Genomic DNA, 26,728 nt, shown 5'->3' on the forward strand with positions numbered 1-26,728 from the left:
GCTTCCTGCGGATACGGACTGAACGAGCCGAACTACCCGCACTTCTGGTTCCTGGAGGAATTGACATGGCACACATCCGTACCGCCCGCGTCCTGGCCACCGTTGCCGCGCTGCCCCTGGCCGCCGCCCTCTTCTCGGGTGTCGCCACGGCCGACAACGGCTCCATCGCGGGCCACGGATCGAACGCCGCGGTGGCGACCGTCAGCGGCAGCGGGGTCGGCCACGACAACCGCGGGAACTCGTCCACCACCCAGCAGCAGGCCGTGGGCTCCGGCGCCACCAACCAGAGCAACACCGCCCAGGTGAACGGGTCCGCCTTCACCTCGATCAACCAGGGCAACGGGAACGTCGCCGTGAACTTCACCCGCCTGTGGTGATCCGCCTCCCCGGTGGAAGGGGTCCGTTCTTAGGGTGATCGGCGGCCCGGGTGACAGCGCTTCGGCGCGGTCGCCCGGGCCGTTGGCGTGCGCGACCCGGTCGCCGGCGTGCGCGACCGAATCGTTGGCGTGGCCACCCGCTCGCCCGCTCACTCGCTCACTCGCTCACTCGCTCGCCCGCTCGCCCGCTCGCCGCACGCCCGCTCACCCGCACGCGCGGCCGCAGCCGCGGCCGGGACCGGGACCCGTGGTCCACGGCCGAAGGCATTGACAGCAGGGCCGTATCTGACGGACAGTCAGAAACCTGATCGGCGGGCCCGGGACGTGGGACGCGCCCGGCCCCGCCGATGTGTCCGTACGCATGTGCCCGCCCGTGCACGTGCCCGTACGCACGGAAGGCCGCCGTCGTGCACCTCGCCCCGACCGAGCGTCAGCAGCGGCTGCGCGCCGAACTGCGCACCTACTTCGCCGACTTGATGCCCGACGGCCCGCCGTCCGGAGCCGATCCGGAGGCGCAGCGGGCGCTGCTGCGCCGGATCGGTGCCGACGGGCTGCTCGGGCTCGGCTGGCCCGTCGAGTACGGCGGTCAGGGCCGCGGCCCCGACGAGCAGTTCGTCTTCTTCGACGAGGCCTACCGGGCCGGCGCGCCCGTCTCGATGGTCACCCTGAACACGGTCGGCCCGACCCTCATGAAATACGGAAGCGCCGAGCAGAAGGCGTACTTCCTGCCCCGGATCCTGAGCGGAGACCTCGTCTTCGCGATCGGCTACAGCGAACCGGAGGCCGGCACCGACCTCGCCTCGCTGCGCACCAGGGCCGTACGGGAGGGGGACTCCTGGGCCGTCGACGGGCAGAAGGTCTTCACCTCCAACGCCCAGAACGCCGACTGGATCTGGCTGGCCTGCCGCACCGATCCCGACGCGCCCAAGCACAAGGGCATTTCGATCATCCTGGTGCCCGCTGGAGCGCCCGGGTTCTCCTGGACCCCGATCGAGACGGTCGGTGGCCTGACCACCACGGCGACGTACTACGACGGCATCCGGGTGCCGCTGGGAAACCTGGTCGGCGAGGAGAACGCGGGCTGGGGCCTGATCACCAACCAGCTCAACCACGAGCGGGTCGCGCTCGCCGCGATCGGCATGCAGGCCGAGGATTTCTACGAGGCGGCGCTCTCGTACGCGTGGACGCCCGATCCGGTGACTTCCGAACGTCCCGTTGACCACCAATGGGTGAAGGCCAAACTGGCCGCCACCCATGCCCGGCTGGCGGTGAACCGCCTGCTCAGCTGGCGTTTGGTGGGGGATGTGGGGGCCGGAATTCTGGCGCCGGGAGACGCCGCCGGCGTGAAGTTCGCGGGAACGGAGTCCGCGGTCGAAACGTATCGAATGTGTCAGGAGATCGTGGGGGACGCGGCCCTGATCCGGGGCGGTTCGCCCGGCGCCTTCGGGGACGGGGAGCTGGAGCGGATGAACCGGGCGGCACAGATCAACACGTTCGGGGGCGGGGTGAGCGAGGTGCAGCGGGAGATCGTCGCGACGATGCGGCTCGGGATGAAGCGGGGGAAGAGGTGAGTGGGGTGGGTGGTTCCAACGAGCTTGATTTTCTTGGCCGGTTGAAGAAATTCGAGGGGCAGCCGGCGGCGACGGCAGGGGTCGGCAAGGACCTCGTCAACGAGCCGATGATCCGGCACTGGTGCGAGGCGATGGGCGACACCCATCCCGCGTACACGGGGCCGGACGCGATCGCGCCGCCGACGATGCTCCAGGCGTGGACGATGGGCGGCCTGTCCGGACACGGCGACGGAACGGGCCGGGCCTCCGGCTACGACGAGCTCTTCGAGCTGCTCGACGGGGCCGGATTCACCTCGGTGGTGGCGACGGACTGCGAGCAGGAGTACGTCCGTGACCTGCGGCCGGGCGATCGCGTGACCTATGACGCCGTGATCGAGACGGTGTCGGAGCGCAAGACCACCAAGCTGGGGACCGGGCACTTCGTCACCACGCGCATGGACGTCCACGCGAACGGCGAACTCGCCGGAACGCACCGTTTCCGGATCCTCAAGTACGCCCCCGCACAAGGCAGTTCCCGTAGTGCCGGATCGGCTGCGCGGGGGCAGCGGGCCGGCGCGCGCCCGGACCAGGGGCCTGCCCGTGCGCTGCGCCCCCGGCCCGTCGTCAACCGGGACAACGCCGGATTCTGGGCCGGGGTCGCCGAGCACCGCCTGCTCGTCCAGCGCTGCGGCGACTGCGCGGAGCCGCGCTTCCCCTGGCTGCCGGGGTGCCACGCCTGCGGCTCGGCGCGCTGGGACACGTTCGAGGCGAGCGGCCGGGGCACCGTCTACTCCTACGTCGTGATGCACCACCCGCCCTTCCCCGCCTTCGACCCGCCCTACGCGGTGGGCCTGATCGAGCTCGCGGAGGGCGTCCGGATCGTCAGCAACGTGGTCGGGGTGGCACCGGACGAGGTGCGCATAGGGATGGCCGTGCATCTCGAATTCCTGCGGATGGACGCCGAGTTGGAGCTTCCCGTCTTCCGGGCGGAGGTGGCCTGATGGACTTCACGCCCACCGAGGAGCAGTCGGCCGTCCAGGAACTCGCCGCGCGGATCTTCGGCGACCTCTCGACGCACGAGCGGCTCGCCGCGGCCGGCACGGGGACGGACGCCGAGCTGTGGAAGGCGCTGTGCGGGGCCGGCCTCGTGGCGGCCGTCGAGGAGGTCGGGCTGCTCGGCCTGGTCCTCGCCCTGGAGGAGCAGGGCAGGACCACCGCCCAGGTCCCCTTCGCGGCAAGCTGTGTGTACGGAGTCCTCGCGCTCACCGCCCACGGCACGGCCAGGCAACGGGACCGGCTGCTTCCGGCCCTGCGCGACGGCAGCGCCGTGGTGACCGGGGCGTTCCCGGCCCGCGGGAGCGCCGTACGGGCCTTGGATGAAGGGGAGTTGAGCGGCGTCGTGCCGGTCGTGCCGTGGCTGCGGGACGCGACGCACGTCCTGGTCCCGGACGCGGAACACGCTCTGTGGCTGGTGCGGGTCGCCGACGCGCGGGCCGAGCCGCTGGAGACGACCGCGCCCTGGTCGGCCGGCCGGCTCACGCTCCACCGTGCCCCTGCCGAGCGGGTCGGCGGCATGGAGGCGTACGAGGACGTGCTGGCCACGGCCCGGACGGCGTTCGGGGGGCTCCAGGCCGGGGTGTGCGCGGGCTCGCTGGCGCGAGCGGTCCACCACACCACGACGAGGGAGCAGTTCGGGCGCCCGCTCTCCACCAACCAGGGCGTACTGCTGCGAGCCGCCGACGCGTACATGGACACCGAGGCGATACGGGTCACCACCTACGAGGCGGCCTGGCGGCGGGACGAAGGGCTGCGGTACGGGACGCACGCGCTGACGGCGGCCTGGTGGGCGTCCGAGGCGGGCGCCCGGGTCGTGCACGCGGGCCAGCATCTGCACGGCGGACTGGGCGCGGACGTGGAGCACCCCGTGCACCGGCATTTCCTCTGGGGCCGCCAGTTGGACGCCTATCTGGGATGCGGTGCCGAAGTCCTGGCAGAACTGGGTGAGTTGATAGTCGCCGAGCGTGCGTCGAGCGCGAGTTCCGACCGCGTGGACGGTGTCGGAGTGTCGAGGGGGGCGCGGGCGTGAGCGCGATGAAGGCCGTGAAGGCCGGGAAGGCCGTGAAGGCAGGGAAGGCCGGGGAGGCAGGGAAGGCCGTGAAGACAGGGAAGGCCGGGGAGGGCGTGGAGGACGTGGGGGCCCAGCGGGAGGACGGGGGTGGGGGTGTGCGGGCCGGAGACGAGTTGGCGCCGTTGGAGATCCCGATCACGCGGACACTGATCGTGGCCGGTGCGGTGGCCTCCCGCGACTACCAGGACGTGCATCACGACGCGGTGCTCGCGCGGGAGAAGGGATCGCCGGACGTCTTCATGAACATTCTGACCACCAACGGTCTCGTCGGGCGGTACATCACCGACCACTTCGGCCCGTCGGCCCGGCTGCGGTCGGTGAGGATACGCCTCGGCGCCCCCAACTACCCAGGTGACACCATGACGTTGACCGGCACGGTGGCCGCCGTGGAGGGGGAGGTCGCCGAGGTCCGGGTGACCGGGACCAACGGGCTCGGCAACCATGTGACGGGCACGGTAAAGGTGGCCGTACCCGGCCCGTTCGAGCGCCCGGGGGCGGCACGGGCGGAAGTCCCCGGACCGTCGGAAGCCGCGGGGGCGGAGTCATGAGCGTGCGCGGGGCGGACGCGCTCGGAGGGCGGGCGGCGGTCGTCGGGATCGGAGCGACGGAGTTCTCCAAGGACTCGGGGCGCAGCGAGCTGAAGCTGGCGGTCGAGGCGGTGCACGCGGCTCTGGACGACGCGGGGCTCACGCCCGCGGACGTGGACGGACTGGTCACGTTCACCATGGACACCAACCCGGAGATCACGGTCGCGCAGACGACCGGAATGGGCGAGCTGTCCTTCTTCTCGCGCGTCCACTACGGGGGCGGCGCGGCCTGTGCCACCGTGCAGCAGGCCGCGCTCGCGGTCGCCACCGGAGTGGCCGAAGTGGTGGTCTGCTACCGGGCGTTCAACGAGCGCTCGGGCCGTCGCTTCGGCTCCGGGGTGCAGCATCGCGAGCCCTCCGCGGAGGGGGCGGCGCTCGGGTGGTCGCTGCCGTTCGGTCTGCTCACGCCCGCGTCCTGGGTCGCCATGGCCGCCCAGCGCTATCTGCACACCTACCAGCTGACACCCGAGGCGTTCGGCCATGTCGCCGTCACCGGACGCCGTCATGCCGCGAACAATCCGGCGGCCTATTTCCACGGCAAGCCGATAACCCTGGCCGACCACGCGGCATCGCGCTGGATCGTCGAGCCGCTGCGGCTCCTGGACTGCTGCCAGGAGACCGACGGCGGCCAGGCGATCGTGGTCACCACCGTCGAACGGGCCAGGGACCTGCGGCAGCACCCCGCCGTGATCACCGCGGCCGCACAGGGAGCGGGGCGCCGGCAGGAGGCGATGACCAGCTTCTACCGGGACGAGCTGGCGTCCCTGCCGGAGATGGGGGTCGTCGCGCGCCAGCTGTGGCGGACGTCGGGGCTGACGCCGGCCGAGATCGACGTGGCGATCCTGTACGACCACTTCACGCCGTTCGTGCTGATGCAGCTGGAGGAGTTCGGCTTCTGCGGACCGGGCGAGGCGGCCGGCTTCGTGGCGGCGGACGGGGTGCCGCTGAACACCCACGGGGGACAGCTGGGGGAGGCGTATCTGCACGGGATGAACGGCATAGCGGAGGCGGTGCGCCAGCTCCGGGGCACATCGGTGAACCAGCGGTCGGACGCCGCGCATGTCCTGGTGACGGCCGGCACGGGGGTACCCACATCGGGTCTCATCCTGGGGAGGGACGACTGAGGACGCGGACGCGCAAGGCCGAGTGGGTTGGCTGAGGCCCCGTCACTGCATTCTGGGCACGGGCATCCTGAGAGACCGTCAGCGTGGCGGCGGCACCCGACCGTCCGGCGGCACGGCGCTGGGTCGGACGGCTGATCTTCCACACGTACGGCCGAGGGGCCGGGCCGAGCGGTGGCCGGCCGGGCCGGGCGGCCGTTCACTCGGGCCATGCGCCGACTCAAGATCGCCATCGCTTCCTCGGCAACCGCCCTGATCGCCCTCGCCACCCTGCTTGCCCCGTCCGCCGCCGCGGACGAGCGGTGGGACGAGCGGGAGGCGGTGTCCGAGGGGAACTTCCAGGGCACGGCCTTCGACACCTGCAACGCCCCCTCGCTGGCCGCGATGCGGGCCTGGCGGAGTTCGTCGTCGTACCGCGGCGTCGGCGTCTACTACGCGGGGCGCGGCCGGCACTGCCTGAATCAGAAGAACCTGACCAAGAGCTGGGTGAGCCAGGTACACCGGATGGGCTGGCAGGTGCTTCCGGTGTTCGTCGGCTCGCAGTCGCCCTGCGTGTACGCCGCGAACAAGAAGGGCGTGCGGATCGGCAGCCGGCCCGCGCAGCAGGGCAGGTCCGAGGCGGGGGAGGCGGTACAGCACGCCCGGGCCCTCGGCATCCTGGACGGCAGCGCCCTCTACCTCGACCTGGAGGCGTACAACGCGGGCAACGCCTCCTGCGCCAGGACCACGCTCGACTTCGTGCGGGCCTGGAACAAGGAGGTGCGGGCGCGCGGTTACGTGCCCGGGTTCTACAGCAGCGCCGAGTCCGGGGTGCGGCAGATCGAGCAGGCCCGGGTGGCGGGGAAGAGCGACCTTCCGGCGGCGATCTGGTTCGCCCGCTGGCACACCGGGCCCGCGCTGTACCAGGAGGCCGCGCTGCACAGGGACGCCTGGCAGCACCGGCGCATCCACCAGTACGCGGGGGACGTCACCGAGACGCACGGCGGCTACCGTCTGATGGTGGACCGCAACCAGGTCGACGCACCGGTCGCGCGTATTGGCTGAGCCGGACCGGTGCCGGGACCGGTCCGGGGGCCGGGACCGGTCGGCGGGGTGGGGGCTGAACCCTGAGGGCCGGGGATGCGTCTCCACCTTCAGGAGGTGTGGCCACCCCCACCCGTACAACCTGAGGCGGACATCGCTTCGGGACCTGGGGCCGATCCCCGGGGCTCCGCGCGCTCATAGCGTGGAGACATGACAACGCCCGTCTGCACCAGCGCCTCCCGAGTGGCGACGCCCTACCACGCGTACGCGTCGTTCTCGTCGTACGTCCGCGCCAGGGGCCCCGTGCTGCTGCGCACCGCGCGCTCGCTGACCGCCAACGCGAGCGATGCCGAGGACCTGTTGCAGACGGCCCTGACCAAGACGTATGTCGCCTGGGACCGGATCGAGGACCACCGGGCGCTCGACGGCTATGTGCGCCGCGCGCTGCTCAACACCCGCACCTCGCAGTGGCGCAAGCGCAAGGTCGACGAGTTCGTCTGCGACGAGCTGCCCGAGCCGGAGGTCGTGCCGGGTCCCGACCCGGCGGACCAGCAGGTGCTGCACGACGCGATGTGGCGGGCGGTCATGAAGCTCCCCGACCGCCAGCGGGCCATGGTCGTCCTCAGGTATTACGAGGACCTGAGCGAGGCCCAGACCGCCGAGGTGCTCGGCGTCTCGGTCGGCACGGTCAAGAGTGCGGTCTCCCGCGCGCTCGGCAAGCTCCGCGAGGACCCGGAGCTGGAGCCCATACGGTGACGGGCGGTGACCGGCCGGGTGACGGACGGCGTCCCGGAGCGGGTATCCGCAGGTAACTTCGCGGATGCACGGCTGAAACTACTCCCGGGTAGTGACATACCGCGCGGTACGTGAGCAGAATCGGCAGACCATTGTCGCCAGAGAGCGCACCGCAGCGCTCACCGGGAGGACGCCGTGCTGAGCACCATGCAGGACGTACCGCTGCTGATCTCGCGGATCCTGACCCACGGGTCGACGATCCACGGCAAGTCCCAGGTCACCACCTGGACCGGCGAGGCCGAGCCGCACCGCCGCAGCTTCGCCGAGATCGGCGTCCGGGCCGCCCAGCTGGCCCACGCCCTGCGTGAGCTCGGTGTCGAGGACGGCCAGGCGGCCGGCACCTTGATGTGGAACAACGCCGAACACGTCGAGGCGTATCTGGCGATCCCGTCCATGGGCGCCGTGCTGCACACGCTCAACCTCCGCCTGCCGGCCGAGCAGTTGATCTGGATCGTCAACCACGCCGCCGACCGCGTGGTGATCGTCAACGGTTCGCTGCTGCCCCTGTTGGCGCCGCTGCTCCCCCATCTGCCGACGCTGGAACACCTCGTCGTGTCGGGCCCCGGCGACCGGTCCGTCCTGGAGGACATCGACGGCGCGGGCCCTCAGGTGCACGAGTACGAGGAACTCCTCGCCGGGCGGCCCACCACCTACGACTGGCCGCGGCTCGACGAACGCCAGGCCGCCGCGATGTGTTACACCTCCGGCACCACGGGCGACCCGAAGGGCGTCGTCTACTCGCACCGTTCGATCTACCTGCACTCGATGCAGGTCAACATGGCCGAGTCGATGGGGCTCACCGACCAGGACACGACACTGGTCGTGGTGCCGCAGTTCCATGTGAACGCCTGGGGCCTGCCGCACGCCACGTTCATGGCCGGCGTCAGCATGCTCATGCCCGACCGCTTCCTTCAGCCCGCGCCGCTCGCCGACATGATCGAGCGCGAGAAGCCGACGCACGCGGCGGCCGTCCCCACCATCTGGCAGGGCCTGCTCGCCGAGGTCACCGCCCGCCCCCGCGACCTCACCTCGATGCGCCGGGTCACGATCGGCGGCGCGGCCTGTCCGCCCTCGCTGATGGAGGCCTACGACAAGATCGGCGTGCGGCTCTGTCACGCCTGGGGCATGACGGAGACCTCGCCGCTCGGCACCATGTCCAACCCGCCCGCGGGACTCACCGCCGAGGAGGAGTGGCCGTACCGCATCACGCAGGGCCGCTTCCCCGCCGGAGTCGAGGCGCGGCTCGCCGGCCCGGGCGGCGCGTTCCTGCCCTGGGACGGGGAGTCGGCGGGCGAGCTGGAGGTGCGGGGCCCGTGGATCGCGGGTGCCTACTTCGGCGGCGCGGGCGGCGACGACTTCCGCCCGGCGGACAAGTTCAGCCCGGACGGCTGGCTGCGCACCGGTGACGTCGGCGTCATCAGCGCGGACGGCTATCTGACGCTGACCGACCGGGCCAAGGACGTCATCAAGTCCGGCGGCGAATGGATCTCCAGCCAGGAGCTGGAGAACGCGCTGATGGCGCACCCCGAGGTCGTCGAGGCGGCCGTCGTCGCCGTCCCGGACGACAAATGGGGCGAACGTCCGCTCGCCACCGTGGTGTTGAAGCCGGGAGCCACCGCCGACTACGCCGCCCTGAAGGCCTTCCTCGCCGAGAAGATCGCCAAGTGGCAGCTCCCGGAACGCTGGGCGCTGATCGAGGCCGTGCCGAAGACGAGCGTCGGCAAGTTCGACAAGAAGGTCATCCGCAGGCAGTACGCGGACGGCGAGCTGGACGTGACGGAGCTGCGCTAGCCGGAGCCGGCGTAGCTGCGCCGGCCGCGGCGCCCGGCCTGCTCCCGGAGTCCCAGGGGGCCGGCCCGCGCTGCCGCTAGCCGTGCAGCCAGCGGCGCAGCAGGCGGCTCATGTTCGGCATCGCCACATACGTCATGAGCACGCTGAACAGCACCGTGAACACGGCTGTGCGCGGCACCAGCGGCAGGCCCGCCACATAGGGGCCGAGCGCCGCGTTGCCCAGGAGGGAGATCGGGAAGATGGCGAGGCCCGAGCTGATCGCCATCTTCCATCGGGGCGGCGCGGGCCGGGTCTCGCCGGGCTTGGCGAACCAGGTCTCCATGCCGGTCAGTTCGCGCCGCGCGATCTCGGTGTGGTGATGGCCCGTGCAGTTCGCGAAGAACACGGCGCGCTCGGTGGAGCCCTGCCAGCGTTCCAGGGCGGCCGAGTCCCGGAAGCGATGGACCAGGAACCAGGGTGCCCCGGGCGCCGCCGGCCGGAAGAACCCGTGCCCGAGGTGCCCGGGGAAGCCGGCCGCGGCAGCCAGGATGTCGCGCGCCCACTCCTCGAACGACTCCTCGTACCCCTCCTCGACCTGCCGGGCGATCAACAGGGTGACCTCACCGTTGTCGGCGGGGACGGTGGCGTGTTCCTGACGGGTGGCGGAGCTCGTGGGGGCCACGGGCCTCTCCTTGCGGTTCGTACGGTGTCGCGCGCCGCGTCAGCCTACGCACGCCGTCGCGCACGCCGTCACCTGGTCACGCGATCCGTCGGGGCGCCCCGACCGACCGTCCCGCCAACTGCCTCCTGGAATCGCCTAGTTGGTGCCGATTTTCGCCAGGAGATCCACAATGCGGCCCTGTACCTCGCCGCTGGTGGACCGTTCCGCCAGGAACAGGACCGTCTCGCCGGACGTGAGCTTCGGCAGCTCCGCCTGGTTGATGCCGGCCGAGGTGTAGACGACCAGCGGGGTGTGGTTCAACTGCCCGTTCGCGCGCAGCCAGTCGACGATCCCGGCCCGCCGGCGGCGTACCTGCATGAGGTCCATCACGACCAGGTTCGGCCGCATCTGGGCGGCCAGGGTGACCGCCTCGGAGTCGGTGGCCGCGCGGGCGACCTGCATGCCGCGCCGCTCCAGGGTCGCGGTGAGCGCGAGCGCGATCTCCTCGTGCTCCTCGATCAGCAGCACGCGCGACGGGTGCTGCTCGCTGTCGCGCGGGGCGAGGGCCTTGAGCAGGACGGCCGGGTCGGCGCCGTACGCCGCCTCCCGCGTGGCCTGCCCGAGCCCCGCCGTCACCAGGACGGGAACCTCGGCCGCGACCGCCGCCTGGCGCAGCGACTGGAGCGCGGTACGGGTGATCGGACCGGTCAGCGGGTCGACGAAGAGCGCGGCGGGGAACGCGGCGATCTGCGCGTCGACCTCCTCGCGGGAGTGCACGACCACGGGCCGGTAGCCGCGTTCGCTCAGCGCCTGCTGGGTGGAGACGTCGGGCGCGGGCCACACGAGGAGCCGGCGCGGGTTGTCGAGCGGCTCGGGGGGCAGCTCGTCGTCGACGGGCTGCGGCTGCGGCCGGTTGGCCACCTCCACGGCGCCGCCGGGGCCGTCCAGCGGCTCGGGCCCCTCGGCGCCCTCGTCGGGCGCGCCGATCGCATAGGCGCGGCCCTGGCCCTCCGAGGGGGGCGAGGGGAGTACGGGGTGCGGCCGGGCGGCAGGCTCGGCGGGCCGCTCCACGCCCTCCGGCGGCGTACCGAGCTTGCGCCGCCGCCCGGACCCGAGCGAGCCGCCAGTGGCCTGGGCCTGAGCCATCTGCGCCTGCGTCTGGCTGAGCGGCACGCCCTGCCCGAGCGCCCGCACGCTGAACGCCCGGCCCTGGGTGTCACCGGCGGCCGGGATGCCACCGGGCGGCGTCTCGGCGGGCAACGGCTGACGGGCGGGCTTGGGGGCGGCCTGCGGCGGGTTCTGGTTCTGCTGCTGCGGCGGCGGTACGGGGCCGGGGGCACCCGGCGCCGGAACCGCGCGGGCCGCCCACTCGGGCTGCTCGGCGGGGTGCGCCTTGGGCGGGGTGTGATCGGCCAGCGGGTCGCTGGGTGCGGGGTTCCCCCGAGCCGGGCCGCTCGCCGGATTCGCCGGATTCGCTGGGTTCCCCGGGTTCGCCGGGCTGTCGGGGGCCGGATTCACGGTGCCGGGGCCGACGGCGTGGGCGCCCGTACGGCCGCCTGCGGCAAGGGAGTCGGGGCCGGCGGAACCGCTGCTCGGCTGGCCGGGAGGGGCGGGCTCAGTTCCTGCGGGACCGACCATGGGGTCGGCGACGCCCATGGGGCCGGCACCTGGGGCGCCCGTGCCGGTGCTGCCGGCGCCCACGGGGGTGGCGCCTGGGGTGCCTGCGGCGGTGTTGCCCGCAGCCGTGGAAGCGCCTGCGGCGGTGTTGTCCGCGCCCATGGGGCCAGCGCTCATGGGGCCAGCACCCATGGGCCCAGCCCCCATGGTGCCGGGGGCGGTGTGGCCGGCGGCCATGTGCCCAGCACCTGTGTGCCCAGCACCTACGTGCTGCCCAGCACCTACGTGTTCCCCGCCCCCGGGGCGAGCACCCATCGGCTCAACACCTGTGTGGACGGCGCCCGTTGGGCTGGCCTGAGCCGAAGGCCGCGGAGGCGCGGAGGCCGTCCCTGCGGCTTCGACTCCGCCCGGGGTCGGCGGTACCGGATGCGGCGCGCGGTCGGCCTCGGCGGGTGGCAGAGCGAACGCGGTCCGCACCGGGCCTTCCTGGCCGCTCGCGGCGCCGCCCCCGGCGTTGCCGCCGCCCGGGGCGGACCCCAGGGCGCGCCGGGCGCGGCGCCCGGTCGGCTCGGCGGTGTTCGCGGCCGGGTGCGCTGCGGCGTTCCCGGCCGGCACCGAGGTGGCCGACGCGTCGGCACCCGATGGCGCGGGCAGTGCCCGACGGGCCCGGCGTCCGGTCGTCTCGGTGGGTACGCCCTGCGGCGGAACGGTCTCACCCCGCGCGGCCCGGCCCATGCCGGACGACTCGCGGGCGCTTTCCGCCCCGGTGACGACGGACCCCACGGATCCGCCGGACCCCGCGAGCGCAGCCGGCGCCCCGGGTCCCCCGGGTCCGCCCGATCCCTCCGCGGCCTGCTCGGCAGGGCTGGGACGGCCGCGGCGCCGCCCGGATCCGGAAGGCCCGGAACCCGCGATCCCGCCCTCGGCGGGCTCGGGGCCGCCGGCGTTCTGCTGGGCCGGAATCCGGGCTCGATCACCGTCCGGGCCGCCGTCGGCCTCTCCGTCACCCGATCCCGAGCCCGATCCCGAGCCCGAGCCCGAGCCCGAACGGGCATCGGCGCCGGAAGCGCCTCCCCCGGTCCCGGCAGCGGTCCCGGCAGCGGTCCCGGCCGCGGTGCCGACAGCCGCCCCGGCAGCGGAACCCGACACGGCCCCCACCCCGGACGACGTGTCAACGCGCGCCCGCCGCCGTCCCGTCGGGGACTTCTCCTCGCTGACCGGGCTCTCCAGGAACGCGTCCATGGACGCCCGGCGCCCGCGCCTGCGGCCGCCGCCGTCCTGCTGGGCGGGCAGCAGCGCCTCGTCGGGCTGCGGGGCCGCGGGCGCCTCGACCGTCCCGGCGCCCGCGCCGAGCGGCACTTCGAGTACGTACGCCGAGCCGCTCATGCCCGGCACGGCGACGGTTTGCAGCACACCGCCGTGCGCCTTCACGATGCCGCGCACGATGGGCCCGTGGACCGGGTCGCCGCCCGAGTACGGCCCGCGCACCTCGATGCGTACGACCTCGCCGCGCACCGCCGCCGCCACGACGACGGTGGAGTCCATGTAGCCACCGGCGCCGACCGGCGCCTTGCCCGTGGCGTCCACCCCGGCCACGTCCGCGATGAGGTGGGCGAGGGCGGTCGCCAGGCGCGGGGCGTCGACCTCGGCCTCGATGGGCGGGGCGTGCACGGCGAACTGGGCGCGCCCGGGCCCGATCAGCTCGACGGCGCCCTCGACACCGGCGCCGACGACCGAATCGACGAGCACCTTGGCCTTCTTGAGCTCCTCGCTGCCCGCGTCGAGCCGCTGGTAGCCGAGGACGTTGTCGACGAGCGTGGTGATGCGGGAGTAGCCGGCGGCGAGGTGGTGCAGGACCTGGTTGGCCTCGGGCCACAGCTGGCCCGCGTCGTCGGCGGCGAGCGCCGAGAGTTCCTGGCGCAGCTCGTCGATCGGCCCGCGCAGCGAACCGGCGAGCACCGAGAGCAGTTGCTGGTGCCGGGCGGCGAGCGCGTCGTAGCGCTTGGTCTCGCGCTCCAGGACCTCGGCGTGCTTGGCGGCCTGCTCCTCGTAGGGGCGGCGGTCGGTGAACGTCATCACGGCGCCGACGAGCAGATCGCCGTCGCGCACCGGCGCGGTGGTCAGGTCGACCGGCACCATGGCGCCGGACTTCGTCCAGATGACCTGCCCGCGCACCCGGTGCTTGCGCCCGGACTTGAGGGTGTCCGCCAGCGGGCTGCCCTCGTACGGGAACGGCTCGCCGTCCTCGCGCGAGTGCAGCACCAGCGGGTGCAGCTCGCGGCCGCCGAGGTCGCTGGCCCGGTAGCCGAGGATCTGCGCGGCCGCCGGGTTGACCAGGACGACCCGCCCGTCGGTGTCGGTGCCGACCACGCCCTCGGCCGCCGCGCGCAGGATCATCTCGGTCTGGCGCTGCGAACGGGCCAGCTCCGCCTCGGTGTCGACGGTGCCCGAAAGGTCCCGTACGACCAGCATGAGGAGTTCGTCGCCCGAGTACGAGCCGGGTCCGCCGCCGCTTCCGTAGGAGGCGTACGCGTCCCGGCCGTCCTCCAGGTTGGCGCTGGTCACCTCGACCGGGAACTCGGTGCCGTCGGTGCGGCGCGCGATCATCCGGGTCGGCTTGGTGCGGCCCTGCTCGTCCTCGCTCTCGGGCCGGCGCATGGAGCCGGGGATGAGCTTGGAGTCGAAGGTGGGCAGCAGATCGAGAACTCCCCGCCCCACCAGGGCCGTACCCGGCGCCTCCAGCATCCCCAGCGCCACGGTGTTGGCGTTGACCACCGTGCCGTTGCAGTTGACGAGCAGGAGCCCGTCCGGAAGGGCGTCAAGTATGGCTGCGAGGCGAGCAGCGCCTCGGGATGGCCTGCTGCTCACGACGACGCTTCCTCCCTGAACCACTGCACCTTGCGGCCTGTCACTGGGAGGGAGTCTAAAGGCTGGCGATGTGCGAGGGACGGCGGATGAGGGGGAGCTCTCACCAAGGTTGTGTGACTACGCCGTACGAATGAAGGGCGGAGGGAGCGCGGACAGGGCGCCCTACCTGCCGCTCGGCAGCACCGGGACCAGGTTGTCCCAGCGTGAGATTTCGCAGCCATTGGCACGGCTGTACGTCGCGTCGACGGGCCGCCCGGCCCAGCTGCCGGTGATGTGCGCGGTGGCGGCACCGCCGTAGATGAACGTGCACATCCGGTCCTTGGGCACCGGCGCGAAGGGGTCCTTGCCCCAGGTCGTCACCGAGTCCAGCTTGTCGCAGGCCTGCTGCGCACGCGGGTGGCTGCCGCCCGCCGGGTGGCATTCCAGGGTGTACGTCCCCTCGACGCCGGGGACGTCCTCGACGGTGACGGTGAGCCGGTCCTCGGTCTGCCCGCCGCCGAGCAGCGGCAGCGGGACGGGCAGGGGGCCGGCCAGGGCGGTGGGCGCGGCGGCGAGCGCGGTGAGGGAGGCGGCGGCGGTGACGGCGAAGCGGCGCAGCATGAGTCTCGTGTCTCCAGGCGTTCGGACGGGCTGTTCGGGCGGGGGCTGTGTTCGAGCGGGCTGTGTGGACGGGTGGTGTTCGGACGGACTGTGGTCGGAGGCCTTTCGGTCGGCCCCTCCCGGGGAGCCGCCCGTGGAGCCCCCGAATGGTCCCGAGTGGCATCCCAGGGCCACGCAGGCTTCCGGGGACTTCCGAGGACTTCCGCGGGCTTCCGCTGGCTTACGGAGGCTTCCGAGGTCTAACGGGTCTAACGCGCGTCAACGCCCGGCGTTGCGCCGCACAAACGGCTTTGCTCTGGCGCCCACCTGCCTAGTACCGTGGGGGCCGATTGGTGACGGCCCGCAAGGCTGTGTCATCATCTGCACGCACCACTCGCACACGCGACGGTGTGCTGGAGGCGTCGCCTAGTCCGGTCTATGGCGCCGCACTGCTAATGCGGTTTGGGTCTTAAAGCCCATCGAGGGTTCAAATCCCTCCGCCTCCGCCAGCATCACCCGAAGCCCCGGCCCCACGGCCGGGGCTTCGGCCGTTCCCGCCCGCGTCCGCCGGCCGCCTCGCCCTCGCCCTCATCCGGGCCGAGTGTCTCCCCCGCCCGCGCGGCCTTCACTCGCCTCGCGCGTTCCCGTCGTCGCGTGTCCCCGTCGCCCGGGCCGCGCCCCGCCCGCCCCGCGGCCCCGCCCCGGCCCTGTTCGAGCCCCGTTCGGACCCTCATTCGGCCCACCCGTGCGCCGGCCGCACTGCCCCCGGTTCGCTCACGCAGAGACATTTCCGCAGGTCAGGGCCGGTATGGCTAATGGATTTCGCGTCACGGCGCAGGTCATGTAATGTTGTTCTCGCAACGCCGACGGGGCAGAAAAAACCCCGGAAGCACAAGCACTCGTAGCTTAACGGATAGAGCATCTGACTACGGATCAGAAGGTTGCAGGTTCGAATCCTGCCGAGTGCACATAACGAAGAGGCCCCGGACATCGCGTCCGGGGCCTCTTGCGTTGGGTCTTACGGCAGCGCGGTGCGACCACCGGCTGACGCCGGATTGTCTTGGGCGGCATCTGGCCGTCGCACCGGGGCGGGTGCGTCAACTCATGTAGTGCGTAGGGATGGGAACCCGGGATGCTTTGCGCCACGGCGATGTTCAAGCCTGTTGCCGCGGTGGGGCGTTGCTGATTCGATCCTCGGATGACAGAGATCAAGGAGCCCTGGGGGCTCAGCGTGCTCGGTACGGGGAACGTGTCGGCGGAGCCCCGGATCGCCCAGACGATGCTTGCGGTCGACCTTCTGGCACCTACGCCCGGGGAAGCCTTTGAACAAGCGGGAGCAGCGGTTGTCAGGCTGCGGACCGTGCTGCGTGAGCATGGCATACCCGACTCCGACGTGTCCGGATCGCGTCTGGCCCTGCGGTCGGAGTTCAAGGGCTACGGCGCGGAGCGGACGTTCCTCGGCTATCGCTGCGAGGCGACGTACGTCGTGCAGACCGGGATCCTTGACCGGCTCGAATCTCTGATAGAGGACGCCGTCCGAGCCGGTGCGAATCGAGTCGACGAGCTGAAATTCGACGTACTCGACAAGCCTGCGCTCCGGGACGAGGCCCGCCGCAGGGCAGTCGCGGCCGCCCGGCGCAAGGCCGAGGTCTACGCGGATGCCTGTGGTGTGCGGCTCGGCCCCGTAGTGCACATTCAGGACGTCGATCCGGAATCGGTCGGGCTGCGCAGCCATGGAAGTCGCATCGGAGGCGATCCCGAATCCAACGGCGTCTTCGCTCCTGGTGAGGTGCGCGTCGAGGCCGCCGTGCTGCTCGGTTTCAGCCTGCTGCCCGACTGAGGTCTGCCGGCTTCCCTCCGAGGGCGCTAGTTCAGTTGCTCGGCCAGGCCGACGATGATGCCGGCCGGGCCGCGGAGGTAGCAGAGCAGATAGCTGTCCTCGAAGCGGGCGATCCCACCGACGAGTTCGGCGCCGTGCGGGCGCAGGCGGGCGACGGTGTCCTCCAGGTCGTCCACGGCGAACATGACGCGGTGCGTGCCCAGGACGTTGTGCGGCCGGTCCCGCGGGCCGGTGCTGATCACCGCGGGGGTGCGGTACCGCGACAGTTCGAGCCGGCTGTGGCCGTCCGGGGTCCGGAGCATCGCGATGTCGCAGTGGACGCCGTCGAGCCCGGTGCACTGGTCGGCGACCAGGCCCTGGACCTCGGTCCTGCCCTCCAGTTCCATGCCCAGCTCGCCGAAGAACGCGATCGCGGCGTCCATGTCCTCGACGACGATGCCCACGTTGTCCATCCGCTGAATCGCCATGGTGGTTTCTCCTTCTGGTGCGGGTTTCGTTGTACGGGTTCCTGTACGGGTTCCTGTACGGGCGGCCTTTGGTGGCCGCTGATGTTCCTGGGACGGAGCCGGTGGCGGCTTCTCGACATCTGCTGGCCGCCGCACTCCGACGACCGTCCTCGTCGACATCAATGTGCCCGTTGGTGGTACCCGGCCGGGCATGAGGCAGGGACGGCGAACGAGTGGCGCGATGTCCATTACCCGGCTGCGGCTGCTGCTGCGGCGGCGGAGAGCGCGGCGGGCGCTGGTGTTGGCCGGCGTGGTGGTGAGCAGCGGGCTGGCCGTCGTGGCGTCGCACCTGTTGCTGAAGCACTCGTGGGCCGATTCGACCGTGTTCGCCGTGTTGGTGCTGGCGGTCAGCGTGGGCTCGGCGCGGCTATCCGCGTTCGTCGAGCGGAAGTGGGGATGGAAGGGAGGGCGGTACTGGGGGCGTCGCGGGAAGGGCTGAGCCGGTGGCGCTGACCGGTGGCGCCGAGCCGGTGGCGCCGAGCCGGTGGCGCTGAGCGGGTCTTCCCCGGTTCGGGGCGATGGGCGTGGGCCCGGCGTTGTCAGTGGTGGGGAGTAGCTTCGAAGCGTGGCTGGGTTGTGGCGTTGTGTGGGGGTTCGCTGGGGCGAGGGCGGGGCGCGGCTTCGGTGGGAGGAGGGGCGTAGCAGTGGGCTGGAGTACGGGCGGGTCGTGGCGTTCCGGGCCGTGGGGGCGCGGAGCTGCGTGGGCGCCCGGGGCAATCCCTGCCCGGTGGGCGCGCAGGTGCCGGGGCGCGGTACGCAGGCGCGCTGTGCCGAGTGCGCTCGGCTCGATCGGGCGCATTCCGTCGCCGCCGATACGTATCTCGATGATCCGCGCACCTATCGGGTCTACCTCGCCTGGTTCGGGAGCGGGCTGCTCAAGGTCGGGATCACCGCGGAGGAGCGCGGGTCCGCCCGGCTGCTCGAACAAGGGGCGGTGGCGTTCTGCTGGCTCGGGCGCGGGCCGCTGATGGCGGCCCGGCGCTGCGAGGAGCTGCTGAGGGCGGCCCTCGGGGTGCCGGATCGGATTCCGTACGCCGAGAAGCGGGCGGTACGGGCCCGGCTTCCCGGGGTCGAGGAGCGGGCGGCCGAAGTGGCGGGGCTGTATGCGCGGGCCGTCGCGCTGCCCGGCTGGCCCGAGTCGTTGGAGCGGGTCGAGGGTCAAGTGGTCGACCATCAGGACGAGTTCGGGCTCGGTGGGCTGCCGGACGCTCGCGGAGTGGTCGCCGAGCTCGTGGACCAGGGGGTCGTCAGCGGGCGGCTGCTCGCGGCCGCCGGTCCCGATCTCCATCTGGACGCGGGGGACGGGTGGGGCGTCCTCGTGCTGGATACGCGGCTCATGAGCGGATGGGGGCTCACCGCGCTCGGTCCGGGTGATCCCGGCGGCTTCACCGTGCCCGTGCGGGAAGTGCCCAGGGAGGAGGGTGAGCAGGGTTCGCTGTTCTGAGGGCTGACGGGCTGACGGGCTGGCGGCCGAGGGGGTGGACAGGGCGGGGCGCTCCGCCGAGGGTGAGGGGCATGAGCGATCACGTGGGGCGGCAGGCGTGCTGGGGACGGCAGGGGCGGCGCGGGTGACCGGCGGCGGCAGCGACGGCTCCAACGGCGGCAGCTACGGCAGCGGCAGCGGCAGCCATGGTGCCGACGGCATCGGCCACGGCCGTACTGACGAAGGCGGCACGAGCGACGCCGGCAACCACCGCCACGGCCGCAAGGGCGACGGCCACGGCCGCAACGACGGCCGCAACGGCGGCGGCGAGGGCGACGGCGGGGCCGGGGTTCGGGCGTTCTGGGGGCGGCTCGGGCTCCCCGGGCTCGTCGACGTCCACACGCACTTCATGCCCGAGCGGGTCCTGAACAAGGTGTGGCAGTACTTCGACTCCGCCGGGGAGCTGGTGGGCGGGGTCGAGTGGCCCATCACCTACCGGGAGGACGAGGCCGAGCGGGTGCGGCTGCTCAGGGAGGAGTTCGGGGTGCGCGCGTTCACCTCGATGATCTACCCGCACAAGGCGGGGATGGCGGAGTGGCTCAACGGGTGGAGCGTCGGGTTCGCCGGCCGGACGCCCGGCTGTCTGCACACCTCCACGTTCTTTCCCGAGCCGGGAGCGGCCGGATATGTACGGGACGCGCTCGACGCCGGCGCCCGGGTCTTCAAGTCCCATGTACAGGTGGGCGGTTACGACCCGGGTGATGCGTTGCTCGACCCGGTCTGGGGGCTGCTCGCCGAGGCCGGTGCGCCCGTCGTCATCCACTGCGGATCCGGGCCCGCGCCCGGGAAGCACACCGGGCCGGGGCCGGTCGGGCGGGTGCTCGCCCGCCACCCCCGGCTGCGGCTGGTCGTCGCGCACCTGGGGATGCCGGAGTACGCCGACTTCCTCGGCCTCGCCGAGGCGTACGGGGAGGTCAGGCTGGACACGACGATGGCGTTCACCGACTTCAGCGAGCGTTCCGCGCCGTTCCCGGTGCGGGAGCTCGGCCGGCTGCGGGATCTCGGGGACCGGGTGCTCCTCGGCTCCGACTTCCCCAACATCCCGTACCCCTATCTCCATCAGCTGGAGGCCCTGGAGCGGCTCGGTCTCGGCGACGAGTGGCTGCGGGCCGTCTGCCACGACAACGCCGCCCGCCTCTTCGGGCTGCCGCTCCGCCCCCCGCTGCCCGGCCGGGCAGCGGGCTGAGCCGCCCACTTTCTCAGGGAAATCACAGGAACGGGCAAGGAGGTTCTCACGGCCCCCTCACAGGGTGGGGCCATGACCGTTACCTCCTCGCCCCAGGGGCGGACCGAAATGCTGCGGCCGGACGGCAGCCCCGTGCGCGTACTCGTCGTGGACGACGAGGCGCCGCTCAGCGAGCTGCTCTCCATGGCGCTGCGCTACGAAGGCTGGGAAGTGCGCAGCGCCGGTGACGGGGCCGGGGCGGTGCGCGACGCCCGGGACTTCCGGCCGGACGCCGTGGTCCTCGACATCATGCTGCCCGACATGGACGGCCTCGCCGTCCTCGGGCGGCTGCGCCGCGAACTGCCCGACGTACCGGTGCTGTTCCTCACCGCCAAGGACTCCGTGGAGGACCGGATCGCCGGGCTCACGGCGGGCGGCGACGACTACGTCACCAAGCCGTTCAGCCTGGAGGAGGTCGTCGCCCGGCTGCGCGGACTCATCCGCCGCTCGGGCACGGCCGCCCTGCGCAGCGAGTCCGTCCTCGCCGTCGGCGACCTCACGCTCGACGAGGACAGCCACGACGTGACCCGGGGCGGGGTCAACATCCACCTCACCGCGACCGAGTTCGAGCTGCTCCGCTTCCTGATGCGCAACCCGCGCCGGGTGCTCAGCAAGGCGCAGATCCTCGACCGGGTCTGGTCGTACGACTTCGGCGGCCAGGCCAACGTCGTCGAGCTCTACATCTCCTATCTGCGGCGGAAGATCGACGCCGGGCGCTCCCCGATGATCCACACCCGGCGCGGTGCGGGATATCTGATCAAGCCCGGGGAGTAGGACCGCGTGGCCAGGTTCCGGCGGCCCTGGTCGTTGCGCACCCGGCTGGTGGTGTCGGCGGTCGCGCTGCTCGCGGTGGTGGGTGCCGTCATCGGTACGGTGACCGTCCTCGCCATGGGCGCCAACCTCCAGGGCCAGCTGGACAATCAGCTGCGCGCCGCGCTCCCCCTGCGCTCGATGGGGCACGCGACCCAGGGGCAGGGAGAGGGACAGGGGCAGGGGCAGCGGCCGCCGGACGGTGACCGGCTCGACTTCATCGTGTCCCGCCCCGGACAGCCGCTGTCCACGGTCGGCGCGGGCGTCGCGGCCGACGGCTCGCTCACCGGGCTGCGCAGCACCCAGCCGGAACGCGAGGGCGAGAGCCGTACCGTGACGCTGTCCGGGGCGCAGGCCGGGGCGCTGGCCACCGTCCCCAAGGACGGCAAGGTGCACTCCGTCACGCTCCCCGGCCTCGGGGACTACCGGGCCCTGTGGGACCCGGACCGCGCCATCGTGCTCGGCTACCCCACCGACAAGCTGGACGTCACCGTCAACACCCTTGTGGTCGTGGTCATTTGCGTCACCGCCGCCGGGCTCGTCGCCGCCGGGATCGCGGGCGCGGCCATCGTCGGGGTGGCCCTGCGGCCGCTGCGCCGGGTCGCCGCCACCGCCACCCGGGTCTCCGAACTCCCCCTGCACAGCGGCGAGGTGGCACTGCACGAGCGGGTGCCGGGGGCCGAGGCGGATGCCAGGACCGAGGTCGGGCAGGTGGGCGCGGCGCTCAACCGGATGCTGGACCACGTCCACGAGGCGCTCAGCGCGCGGCAGGAGAGCGAGACACGGGTGCGGCAGTTCGTCGCCGACGCCAGCCACGAGCTGAGGACACCGCTCGCCTCCATCCGGGGCTATGCCGAGCTGACCCGGCGCGGACGCGAGGACATCGGGCCCGACACCCGGCACTCGCTCGGCCGCATCGAGTCGGAGGCGGCCCGCATGACCGGGCTGGTCGAGGATCTGCTGCTGCTCGCGCGCCTCGACGCCGGACGCCCGCTCTCGTACGAGAGCACTGATCTCTCCGCGTTGGTGGTGGACGTGGTCGGTGACGCGCACGCCGCCGGGCAGGGTCACACCTGGCGGCTCGAACTCCCCCCGGAGCCGGTCGCCGTGTGCGCGGACCGGGAGCGGCTCCAGCAGGTCCTGGTCAATCTGCTCGCCAACGCCCGTACGCACACCCCGCCGGGGACCACCGTCACGGCACGGGTCGAGCCGCGCGGGCCCGAGGTCGCCGTCGAGATCGAGGACAGCGGCCCCGGCATCCCGCCCGAGCTGCTGCCGCACGTCTTCGAGCGGTTCGCGCGCGGGGACGCGTCCCGCTCGCGCAACGCGGGCTCCACCGGGCTCGGCCTCGCCATCGTGCAGGCCGTCGTCACCGCGCACGGGGGGCGGGTGGGCGTGCGGAGTGGGCCCGGGCGCACGGTGTTCGAGGTCCTCCTGCCGGCGCAGGACCGTGGCCCGGGCGTCCGCCCCGCGCCGAACCCGGACGGCCGCCGCGCGGAACCCGGACGATCGCCCGGGACGGACTCCGGACACCGGCCCGGGACGGACTCCGGACACTCGCCCCGCGCGGGCCGCCCGGCCGCCCCGCACCTCACAGGCTGAGCACAGGCCGACCACACAGGTGTGACAGCGCCGCTCGCGAGGGTCGGCGTATGCCAACCGAACCCTCTGCCGCGACCGCGCCACACGCCGCGCCGCACCCCGCGCCCCGCGCGACGGTCCCGGCGCATCCGGCGCATCCGGCGCACTCGGTCCATCCGGCACACCCCGTGGCCCTCCCGGCCCGTCGGCACCTGACGGTCCAGCCGGCCGGCACCCCCGTCCTCGATGTGACGATCCCGGTCTACAACGAGGAGCGGGACCTGGAGCGGTGTGTACGGCGGCTGCACGAGTACCTCGCGCGGACCTTCCCGTACGGGTTCCGGATCACGGTCGCGGACAATGCGAGTACCGACTCAACTCCCGCCATCTCCCGCAGACTTGAGCGGGAGATACCCGAGGTGCGGGCCTTCCGCCTGGAGGAGAAGGGGCGCGGGCGGGCACTGCGTACGGTGTGGTCGGCCTCGGACGCGCCGGTGCTCGCGTACATGGACGTGGACCTGTCCACCGACCTCAACGCGCTGCTCCCGCTGGTCGCGCCGCTCATCTCCGGACACTCCGACCTCGCCATCGGCTCGCGCCTGGCGCGTTCCTCGCGGGTGGTGCGCGGTGCCAAGCGGGAGTTCATCTCGCGCACGTACAACCTGATCCTGCGCGGTTCGCTCGCGGCCCGGTTCTCCGACGCCCAGTGCGGGTTCAAGGCGATCCGGCGCGATGTGGCGCAGCGGTTGCTGCCGATGGTCGAGGACACGGGGTGGTTCTTCGACACCGAGATGCTGGTGCTCGCCGAGCGGGCCGGGCTCCGCATCCACGAGGTGCCGGTGGACTGGGTCGACGACCCGGCCAGCACCGTGCACATCGTCAGCACGGCGATGGACGACCTGAGGGGCGTGTGGCGGATCGGGCGGGCGCTCGCCGTCGGGGCGCTGCCACTGGACCGGCTCTCGCGGCCGTTCGGTGACGACCCCAGGGACCGGCAGCTGAGCGGGGTGCCCGGTGGGCTCGCCCGGCAGCTCGTCGGGTTCTGCGTGATCGGCGCGCTCTCCACCCTTTTCTACCTGGCCCTGTACTCGCTCTCCCGTACCGTGATGGGTCCCCAACTCGCCAACGCGGTCGCCTTGTTGGTGTCGGCCGTCGCCAACACATCGGCCAACCGGCGGCTCACGTTCGGCGTTCGCGGCCGGGACCGGGCGGTGCGCCACCAGGCGCAGGGCCTGGTGGTGTTCGCCATCGGGCTCGCCCTGACCAGCGGCTCGCTCGCGGCCCTCGACGCCGCGAACGCCGACGCCGCGCACTCCACCGAGGTCGCCGTCCTGCTCGCGGCGAACCTCGCGGCCACGGTGCTGCGCTTCCTGCTGTTCCGCGCCTGGGTGTTCCCCGACCGCGCGGGCTCCGCCCCCGATACCGCCCCCGATACCGGCTCCGGCCCCGGCCCCGGACCCGGCCCAGAAACCGCAGCCGACACGGCGACCTACACCGCAGCCGACACCGCGAGCGGCACCGCAGCCGACACCGCGAGCGGCACCGCAGCCGACACCGCGAGCGGCACCACGGCCGACACCGCGACCGAGAACACCCCGCACCACGCCGAACCGAAGGGCGACGCACGATGACCACGACCTCACCCCTGGCCGATTCGAGTGAGGGGGTCGCAGCGGACGGACACCGGTCCGTACGCGGCCGGCTGTGGCGCGGCCGCCCCGAGGACCCGGCCTGGGCCCGGCCCGCCTTCCTCGCGCTGCTCGCCGTCACCTGCGCCGCCTACCTGTGGAACCTCAGCGCCTCCGGGTACGCGAACTCCTTCTACTCGGCGGCCGTCCAGGCGGGCAGCCAGAGCTGGAAGGCGTTCTTCTTCGGCTCGCTCGACGCGGCCAACGCGATCACCGTCGACAAGCCTCCGGCCGCGCTCTGGCCGATGGCCCTCTCGGTACGCCTCCTCGGTCTCGGCTCCTGGCAGATCCTGCTGCCCCAGGTCCTGATGGGCGTGGGCACGGTCGCGGTCCTGTACGCGGCCGTGCGGCGCCGGTTCAGTCCGGCGGCCGGGCTGATCTCCGGCGCGGTACTCGCCCTGACGCCGGTCGCGGCGCTCATGTTCCGCTTCAACAACCCGGACGCGCTGCTCGCGCTCCTGATGACGGTCACCGTGTACTGCGTCCTGCGCGCCCTGGAGGACGCCCGCACCAAGTGGCTGGTGTGGGCCGGGGTCGCGATCGGCTTCGCGTTCCTGACCAAGACCCTGCAAGCCTTCCTGATCCTGCCGCCGCTCGCGGTCCTGTACGCGGTGTGCGCGCCCACTTCGATACGCCGTCGGCTCGGTCAACTCGCCCTGTCCACGGGTGTGTTGGTGGCGGCAGGCGGCTGGTGGGTGGCGGCCGTGGAGCTGTGGCCCAAGTCGTCGCGCCCGTACATCGGCGGCTCGCAGCACAACTCGTTCCTTGAACTCACCTTCGGCTACAACGGGCTCGGCCGCCTCAGCGGCGACGAGACCGGCAGCGTCGGCGGCGGGGGCGCGCGGCCCGGCGGCATGGAACTCCCGGCGGGCATGCGTCCGGGCGGAGGAGGCGGGGGCGGCGGTGGCGGCTGGGGGGCGACCGGCATCGGGCGCATGTTCAACTCCGAGGTGGGCAGCCAGATCGCGTGGCTCCTTCCGGCGGCCCTGCTCCTGCTGATCGCGGGCCTTGTCGTCACCTGGAAGGCCAAGCGCACCGACACCGCTCGGGGCGCGTTCCTCGCCTGGGGCGGGGCGCTCCTCATGACCGCCGTGATCTTCAGCTTCATGGCGGGGATCTTCCACCAGTACTACACGGTGGCCCTGGCCCCCTACATCGCGGCGCTCGTCGGCATGGGCGTCACGGTCCTGTGGGAGGAGCGCTCGCGCATCGGCGCGGCGCTCACCCTAGGGGCGGTGGTGGCTGCCACCGCGATCTGGTCGTACGTCCTGCTCGGGCGCACCCCTGACTACCTGCCGTGGCTGCGCTGGGCCGTACTGATCGGTGGCCTCGCTGCGGGCCTCGGCCTCGCCCTCGCGGGCCGGCTGGACCGCAGGGCCGCGTTGGGTGTCGCCGGTCTCGGTCTCGCGGCCTCGCTTGCCGGGCCCGCCGCGTACGCGGTGAGCACGCTGGACACCGGACACACCGGCTCGATCGTCACGGCGGGCCCCGCCGGGGCGAGCAGGGGCGGGCCCGGGGGCGGTGGCGGTGGCGGTGGTGGACGGATGCGGTTCGGGGGTGGGCCGGGTGCGGGTGCTGGTGCGGGTGCGCGCGCTGGTGCTGGTGCTGGTGTTGGTTCTGGTGCCGGGCAGAACGGGGGGTGGCCGGGCCGTGGGGCGGGCCCGGGTGCGGGTGCGGGTCAGGGCTTTCCCGGTGGGGGTGCCGGTACCGGTGGGGGTGGCGCTGCGGGGCCGGGTTCGGGTTCGGGTTCGGGTGAGCGTGGCGGTCTGGGGGGTGGCATGGGAGGGCTCCTGGACGGTGCCAAGGTGAGCGCAGCGGCGCAGGCGCTCCTCAAGAACAACGCGGACCGGTACACCTGGGCGGCGGCGGCCATCGGGTCGCAGAACGCCGCGAGTTATCAACTCGCCACCCAGAAGCCGGTGATGGCGATCGGTGGCTTCAACGGCAGCGACCCGTCGCCGACGCTGGACCAGTTCAAGAAGTACGTGGCCGAGGGGAAGATCCACTACTTCGTCTCCGGGGGTGGGGGGATGATGGGGGGTGGGAAGTCTGGTGGCAGTGCGATCAGTAGTTGGGTGGAGGCGTCCTTCGAGAAGGTGACGGTTGGGGCCGCCACCTTCTATGACCTCACCTCGCCGGTGAGCTAGCGGGATTGCGCGGGGGCGGCCTGGGGGGTTTGCCCACCCGCCCGCCCGTGCGGCGGGTTGGATCAGCTGAGCCCTGGGGCTGCGCCCCAGACCCCCTTGAGGGGCTGCGCCCCTCGAACCCCCGCAGGGGGCTCCGCCCCCTGCCCCCCGGTTCGGGGCTCCGCCCCGGACCCCGTTCGCGCCTGAACGGCGCTCGTCCTCAAACGCCGGACGGGCTGAAGATGCCGATGCTGGCCAGCACCGAGGCATTTAGGGGGCGCGGGGAACTGCGCGAGCAACCACGCACGGTGCGAGGCCGACAGAGGGTTGGGGGCGCGGGGAACTGCGCGAGCAACCACGCACGGTGCGAGGCCGACAGAGGGTTAGGGGCGC

The 26,728-nt window shown here is 72.6% G+C and carries 21 protein-coding genes and 2 tRNA genes; 19 read left to right on the forward strand and 4 right to left on the reverse strand.

The window, feature by feature from the left end:
• The first annotated feature begins 65 nt into the window (after nucleotides 1–65).
• The 9 genes from CG740_RS15650 (at nucleotide 66) to CG740_RS15690 (ending at nucleotide 9,372) form a co-directional block, all read left to right on the forward strand.
• A complete protein-coding gene (locus CG740_RS15650) occupies nucleotides 66–377 on the forward strand; it encodes a hypothetical protein (protein WP_100575733.1) in 312 nt (103 codons plus the stop codon).
• Between the two features lie 407 nt (nucleotides 378–784).
• Nucleotides 785–1,948 (forward strand): acyl-CoA dehydrogenase family protein, encoded by a 1,164-nt coding sequence (locus tag CG740_RS15655; RefSeq protein ID WP_100575734.1) that lies wholly within the window; start codon nucleotides 785–787, stop codon nucleotides 1,946–1,948.
• Entirely contained in the window at nucleotides 1,945–2,928 is a 984-nt protein-coding gene (locus CG740_RS15660; protein ID WP_100575735.1) for a bifunctional MaoC family dehydratase N-terminal/OB-fold nucleic acid binding domain-containing protein, read from the forward strand. Before CG740_RS15655 ends, CG740_RS15660 begins: the two co-directional genes overlap by 4 nt.
• Nucleotides 2,928–4,013: an acyl-CoA dehydrogenase family protein gene (locus tag CG740_RS15665; RefSeq protein WP_100575736.1), complete on the forward strand. Its 1,086-nt coding sequence runs from the start codon at nucleotides 2,928–2,930 to the stop codon at nucleotides 4,011–4,013. The genes CG740_RS15660 and CG740_RS15665 overlap by 1 nt, the downstream gene beginning before the upstream one ends.
• Nucleotides 4,014–4,150: 137 nt before the next feature.
• Nucleotides 4,151–4,603 carry a MaoC family dehydratase gene (locus CG740_RS15670; RefSeq protein WP_234376284.1) on the forward strand — a complete coding sequence of 151 codons (453 nt, stop codon included), beginning with the start codon at nucleotides 4,151–4,153 and terminating at the stop codon, nucleotides 4,601–4,603.
• A complete protein-coding gene (locus CG740_RS15675; RefSeq protein WP_100575738.1) occupies nucleotides 4,600–5,766 on the forward strand; it encodes a lipid-transfer protein in 1,167 nt (388 codons plus the stop codon). Before CG740_RS15670 ends, CG740_RS15675 begins: the two co-directional genes overlap by 4 nt.
• 207 nt (nucleotides 5,767–5,973) lie before the next feature.
• Nucleotides 5,974–6,807 (forward strand): DUF1906 domain-containing protein, encoded by an 834-nt coding sequence (locus CG740_RS15680; RefSeq protein ID WP_100575813.1) that lies wholly within the window; start codon nucleotides 5,974–5,976, stop codon nucleotides 6,805–6,807.
• A gap of 189 nt (nucleotides 6,808–6,996) precedes the next feature.
• The gene (locus tag CG740_RS15685) at nucleotides 6,997–7,542 is read left to right on the forward strand and encodes a SigE family RNA polymerase sigma factor (protein WP_100575739.1); all 546 of its coding nucleotides are present in this window, start codon (nucleotides 6,997–6,999) and stop codon (nucleotides 7,540–7,542) included.
• Between the two features lie 174 nt (nucleotides 7,543–7,716).
• Entirely contained in the window at nucleotides 7,717–9,372 is a 1,656-nt protein-coding gene (locus CG740_RS15690; RefSeq protein WP_100575740.1) for a long-chain fatty acid--CoA ligase, read from the forward strand.
• Nucleotides 9,373–9,448: 76 nt separating this feature from the next.
• On the opposite strand, the gene CG740_RS15695 is transcribed toward CG740_RS15690, so the two are convergent.
• The 3 genes from CG740_RS15695 to CG740_RS15705 all read right to left on the reverse strand — a co-directional run bounded on the left by CG740_RS15695 (nucleotide 9,449) and on the right by CG740_RS15705 (nucleotide 15,097).
• Complete coding sequence (locus CG740_RS15695; protein WP_100575741.1) at nucleotides 9,449–10,033, reverse strand: antibiotic biosynthesis monooxygenase; 585 nt, start codon at nucleotides 10,031–10,033, stop codon at nucleotides 9,449–9,451.
• Nucleotides 10,034–10,168: 135 nt separating this feature from the next.
• A complete protein-coding gene (locus CG740_RS15700) occupies nucleotides 10,169–14,497 on the reverse strand; it encodes a PAS domain-containing protein (protein ID WP_100575742.1) in 4,329 nt (1,442 codons plus the stop codon).
• Between the two features lie 162 nt (nucleotides 14,498–14,659).
• Nucleotides 14,660–15,097, reverse strand: a complete 438-nt coding sequence (locus tag CG740_RS15705) for an SSI family serine proteinase inhibitor (RefSeq protein WP_100575743.1) — start codon at nucleotides 15,095–15,097, stop codon at nucleotides 14,660–14,662.
• 394 nt (nucleotides 15,098–15,491) lie between these two features.
• Here CG740_RS15705 and CG740_RS15710 point away from each other — a divergent pair.
• The 3 genes from CG740_RS15710 (at nucleotide 15,492) to CG740_RS15720 (ending at nucleotide 16,916) form a co-directional block, all read left to right on the forward strand.
• Nucleotides 15,492–15,585 (forward strand) — tRNA-Ser (locus CG740_RS15710).
• Nucleotides 15,586–15,971: 386 nt separating this feature from the next.
• A tRNA-Arg gene (locus CG740_RS15715) sits at nucleotides 15,972–16,044 on the forward strand.
• Nucleotides 16,045–16,274: 230 nt separating this feature from the next.
• Complete coding sequence (locus tag CG740_RS15720; protein ID WP_100575744.1) at nucleotides 16,275–16,916, forward strand: SIMPL domain-containing protein; 642 nt, start codon at nucleotides 16,275–16,277, stop codon at nucleotides 16,914–16,916.
• 26 nt (nucleotides 16,917–16,942) lie between these two features.
• Here the strand turns inward: CG740_RS15720 and CG740_RS15725 are convergent, their stop codons facing one another.
• The gene (locus tag CG740_RS15725) at nucleotides 16,943–17,383 is read right to left on the reverse strand and encodes a VOC family protein (RefSeq protein WP_100575745.1); all 441 of its coding nucleotides are present in this window, start codon (nucleotides 17,381–17,383) and stop codon (nucleotides 16,943–16,945) included.
• Nucleotides 17,384–17,603: 220 nt separating this feature from the next.
• Between CG740_RS15725 and CG740_RS15730 the strand changes: the two genes are divergently transcribed.
• The 7 genes from CG740_RS15730 (at nucleotide 17,604) to CG740_RS15765 (ending at nucleotide 26,356) form a co-directional block, all read left to right on the forward strand.
• Nucleotides 17,604–17,861 (forward strand): hypothetical protein, encoded by a 258-nt coding sequence (locus CG740_RS15730; RefSeq protein WP_100575746.1) that lies wholly within the window; start codon nucleotides 17,604–17,606, stop codon nucleotides 17,859–17,861.
• A gap of 126 nt (nucleotides 17,862–17,987) precedes the next feature.
• The gene (locus CG740_RS15735) at nucleotides 17,988–18,866 is read left to right on the forward strand and encodes a DUF2797 domain-containing protein (protein ID WP_100575747.1); all 879 of its coding nucleotides are present in this window, start codon (nucleotides 17,988–17,990) and stop codon (nucleotides 18,864–18,866) included.
• Nucleotides 18,867–18,963: 97 nt separating this feature from the next.
• A complete protein-coding gene (locus tag CG740_RS15740) occupies nucleotides 18,964–20,091 on the forward strand; it encodes an amidohydrolase family protein (protein WP_234376271.1) in 1,128 nt (375 codons plus the stop codon).
• 72 nt (nucleotides 20,092–20,163) lie between these two features.
• Complete coding sequence (locus CG740_RS15745) at nucleotides 20,164–20,904, forward strand: response regulator transcription factor (protein WP_053725868.1); 741 nt, start codon at nucleotides 20,164–20,166, stop codon at nucleotides 20,902–20,904.
• A 6-nt stretch (nucleotides 20,905–20,910) separates the two neighbouring features.
• Complete coding sequence (locus CG740_RS15750) at nucleotides 20,911–22,542, forward strand: sensor histidine kinase (protein WP_234376272.1); 1,632 nt, start codon at nucleotides 20,911–20,913, stop codon at nucleotides 22,540–22,542.
• 50 nt (nucleotides 22,543–22,592) lie between these two features.
• Complete coding sequence (locus CG740_RS15755) at nucleotides 22,593–24,152, forward strand: bifunctional glycosyltransferase family 2/GtrA family protein (RefSeq protein ID WP_234376273.1); 1,560 nt, start codon at nucleotides 22,593–22,595, stop codon at nucleotides 24,150–24,152.
• Nucleotides 24,149–26,356 (forward strand): ArnT family glycosyltransferase, encoded by a 2,208-nt coding sequence (locus CG740_RS15765; protein ID WP_100575748.1) that lies wholly within the window; start codon nucleotides 24,149–24,151, stop codon nucleotides 26,354–26,356. The genes CG740_RS15755 and CG740_RS15765 overlap by 4 nt, the downstream gene beginning before the upstream one ends.
• The last annotated feature ends 372 nt before the right edge of the window (nucleotides 26,357–26,728 follow it).

The sequence above is a fragment of the Streptomyces sp. CB01201 genome (assembly GCF_002803085.1).
Taxonomy (GTDB): Bacteria; Actinomycetota; Actinomycetes; order Streptomycetales; family Streptomycetaceae; genus Streptomyces; species Streptomyces hundungensis.

Bases quoted from the DNA above. Each gene is read 5' to 3' on its own strand.
- CG740_RS15665 (WP_100575736.1), top strand. From the start codon at position 2,928: ATGGACTTCACGCCCACCGAGGAGCAGTCGGCCGTCCAGGAACTCGCC.
- CG740_RS15745 (WP_053725868.1), top strand. From the start codon at position 20,164: ATGACCGTTACCTCCTCGCCCCAGGGGCGGACCGAAATGCTGCGGCCG.
- CG740_RS15720 (WP_100575744.1), top strand. From the start codon at position 16,275: ATGACAGAGATCAAGGAGCCCTGGGGGCTCAGCGTGCTCGGTACGGGG.
- CG740_RS15705 (WP_100575743.1), bottom strand. From the start codon at position 15,097: ATGCTGCGCCGCTTCGCCGTCACCGCCGCCGCCTCCCTCACCGCGCTC.
- CG740_RS15765 (WP_100575748.1), top strand. From the start codon at position 24,149: ATGACCACGACCTCACCCCTGGCCGATTCGAGTGAGGGGGTCGCAGCG.
- CG740_RS15725 (WP_100575745.1), bottom strand. From the start codon at position 17,383: ATGGCGATTCAGCGGATGGACAACGTGGGCATCGTCGTCGAGGACATG.
- CG740_RS15730 (WP_100575746.1), top strand. From the start codon at position 17,604: ATGTCCATTACCCGGCTGCGGCTGCTGCTGCGGCGGCGGAGAGCGCGG.
- CG740_RS15650 (WP_100575733.1), top strand. From the start codon at position 66: ATGGCACACATCCGTACCGCCCGCGTCCTGGCCACCGTTGCCGCGCTG.
- CG740_RS15675 (WP_100575738.1), top strand. From the start codon at position 4,600: ATGAGCGTGCGCGGGGCGGACGCGCTCGGAGGGCGGGCGGCGGTCGTC.
- CG740_RS15685 (WP_100575739.1), top strand. From the start codon at position 6,997: ATGACAACGCCCGTCTGCACCAGCGCCTCCCGAGTGGCGACGCCCTAC.
- CG740_RS15755 (WP_234376273.1), top strand. From the start codon at position 22,593: ATGCCAACCGAACCCTCTGCCGCGACCGCGCCACACGCCGCGCCGCAC.
- CG740_RS15680 (WP_100575813.1), top strand. From the start codon at position 5,974: ATGCGCCGACTCAAGATCGCCATCGCTTCCTCGGCAACCGCCCTGATC.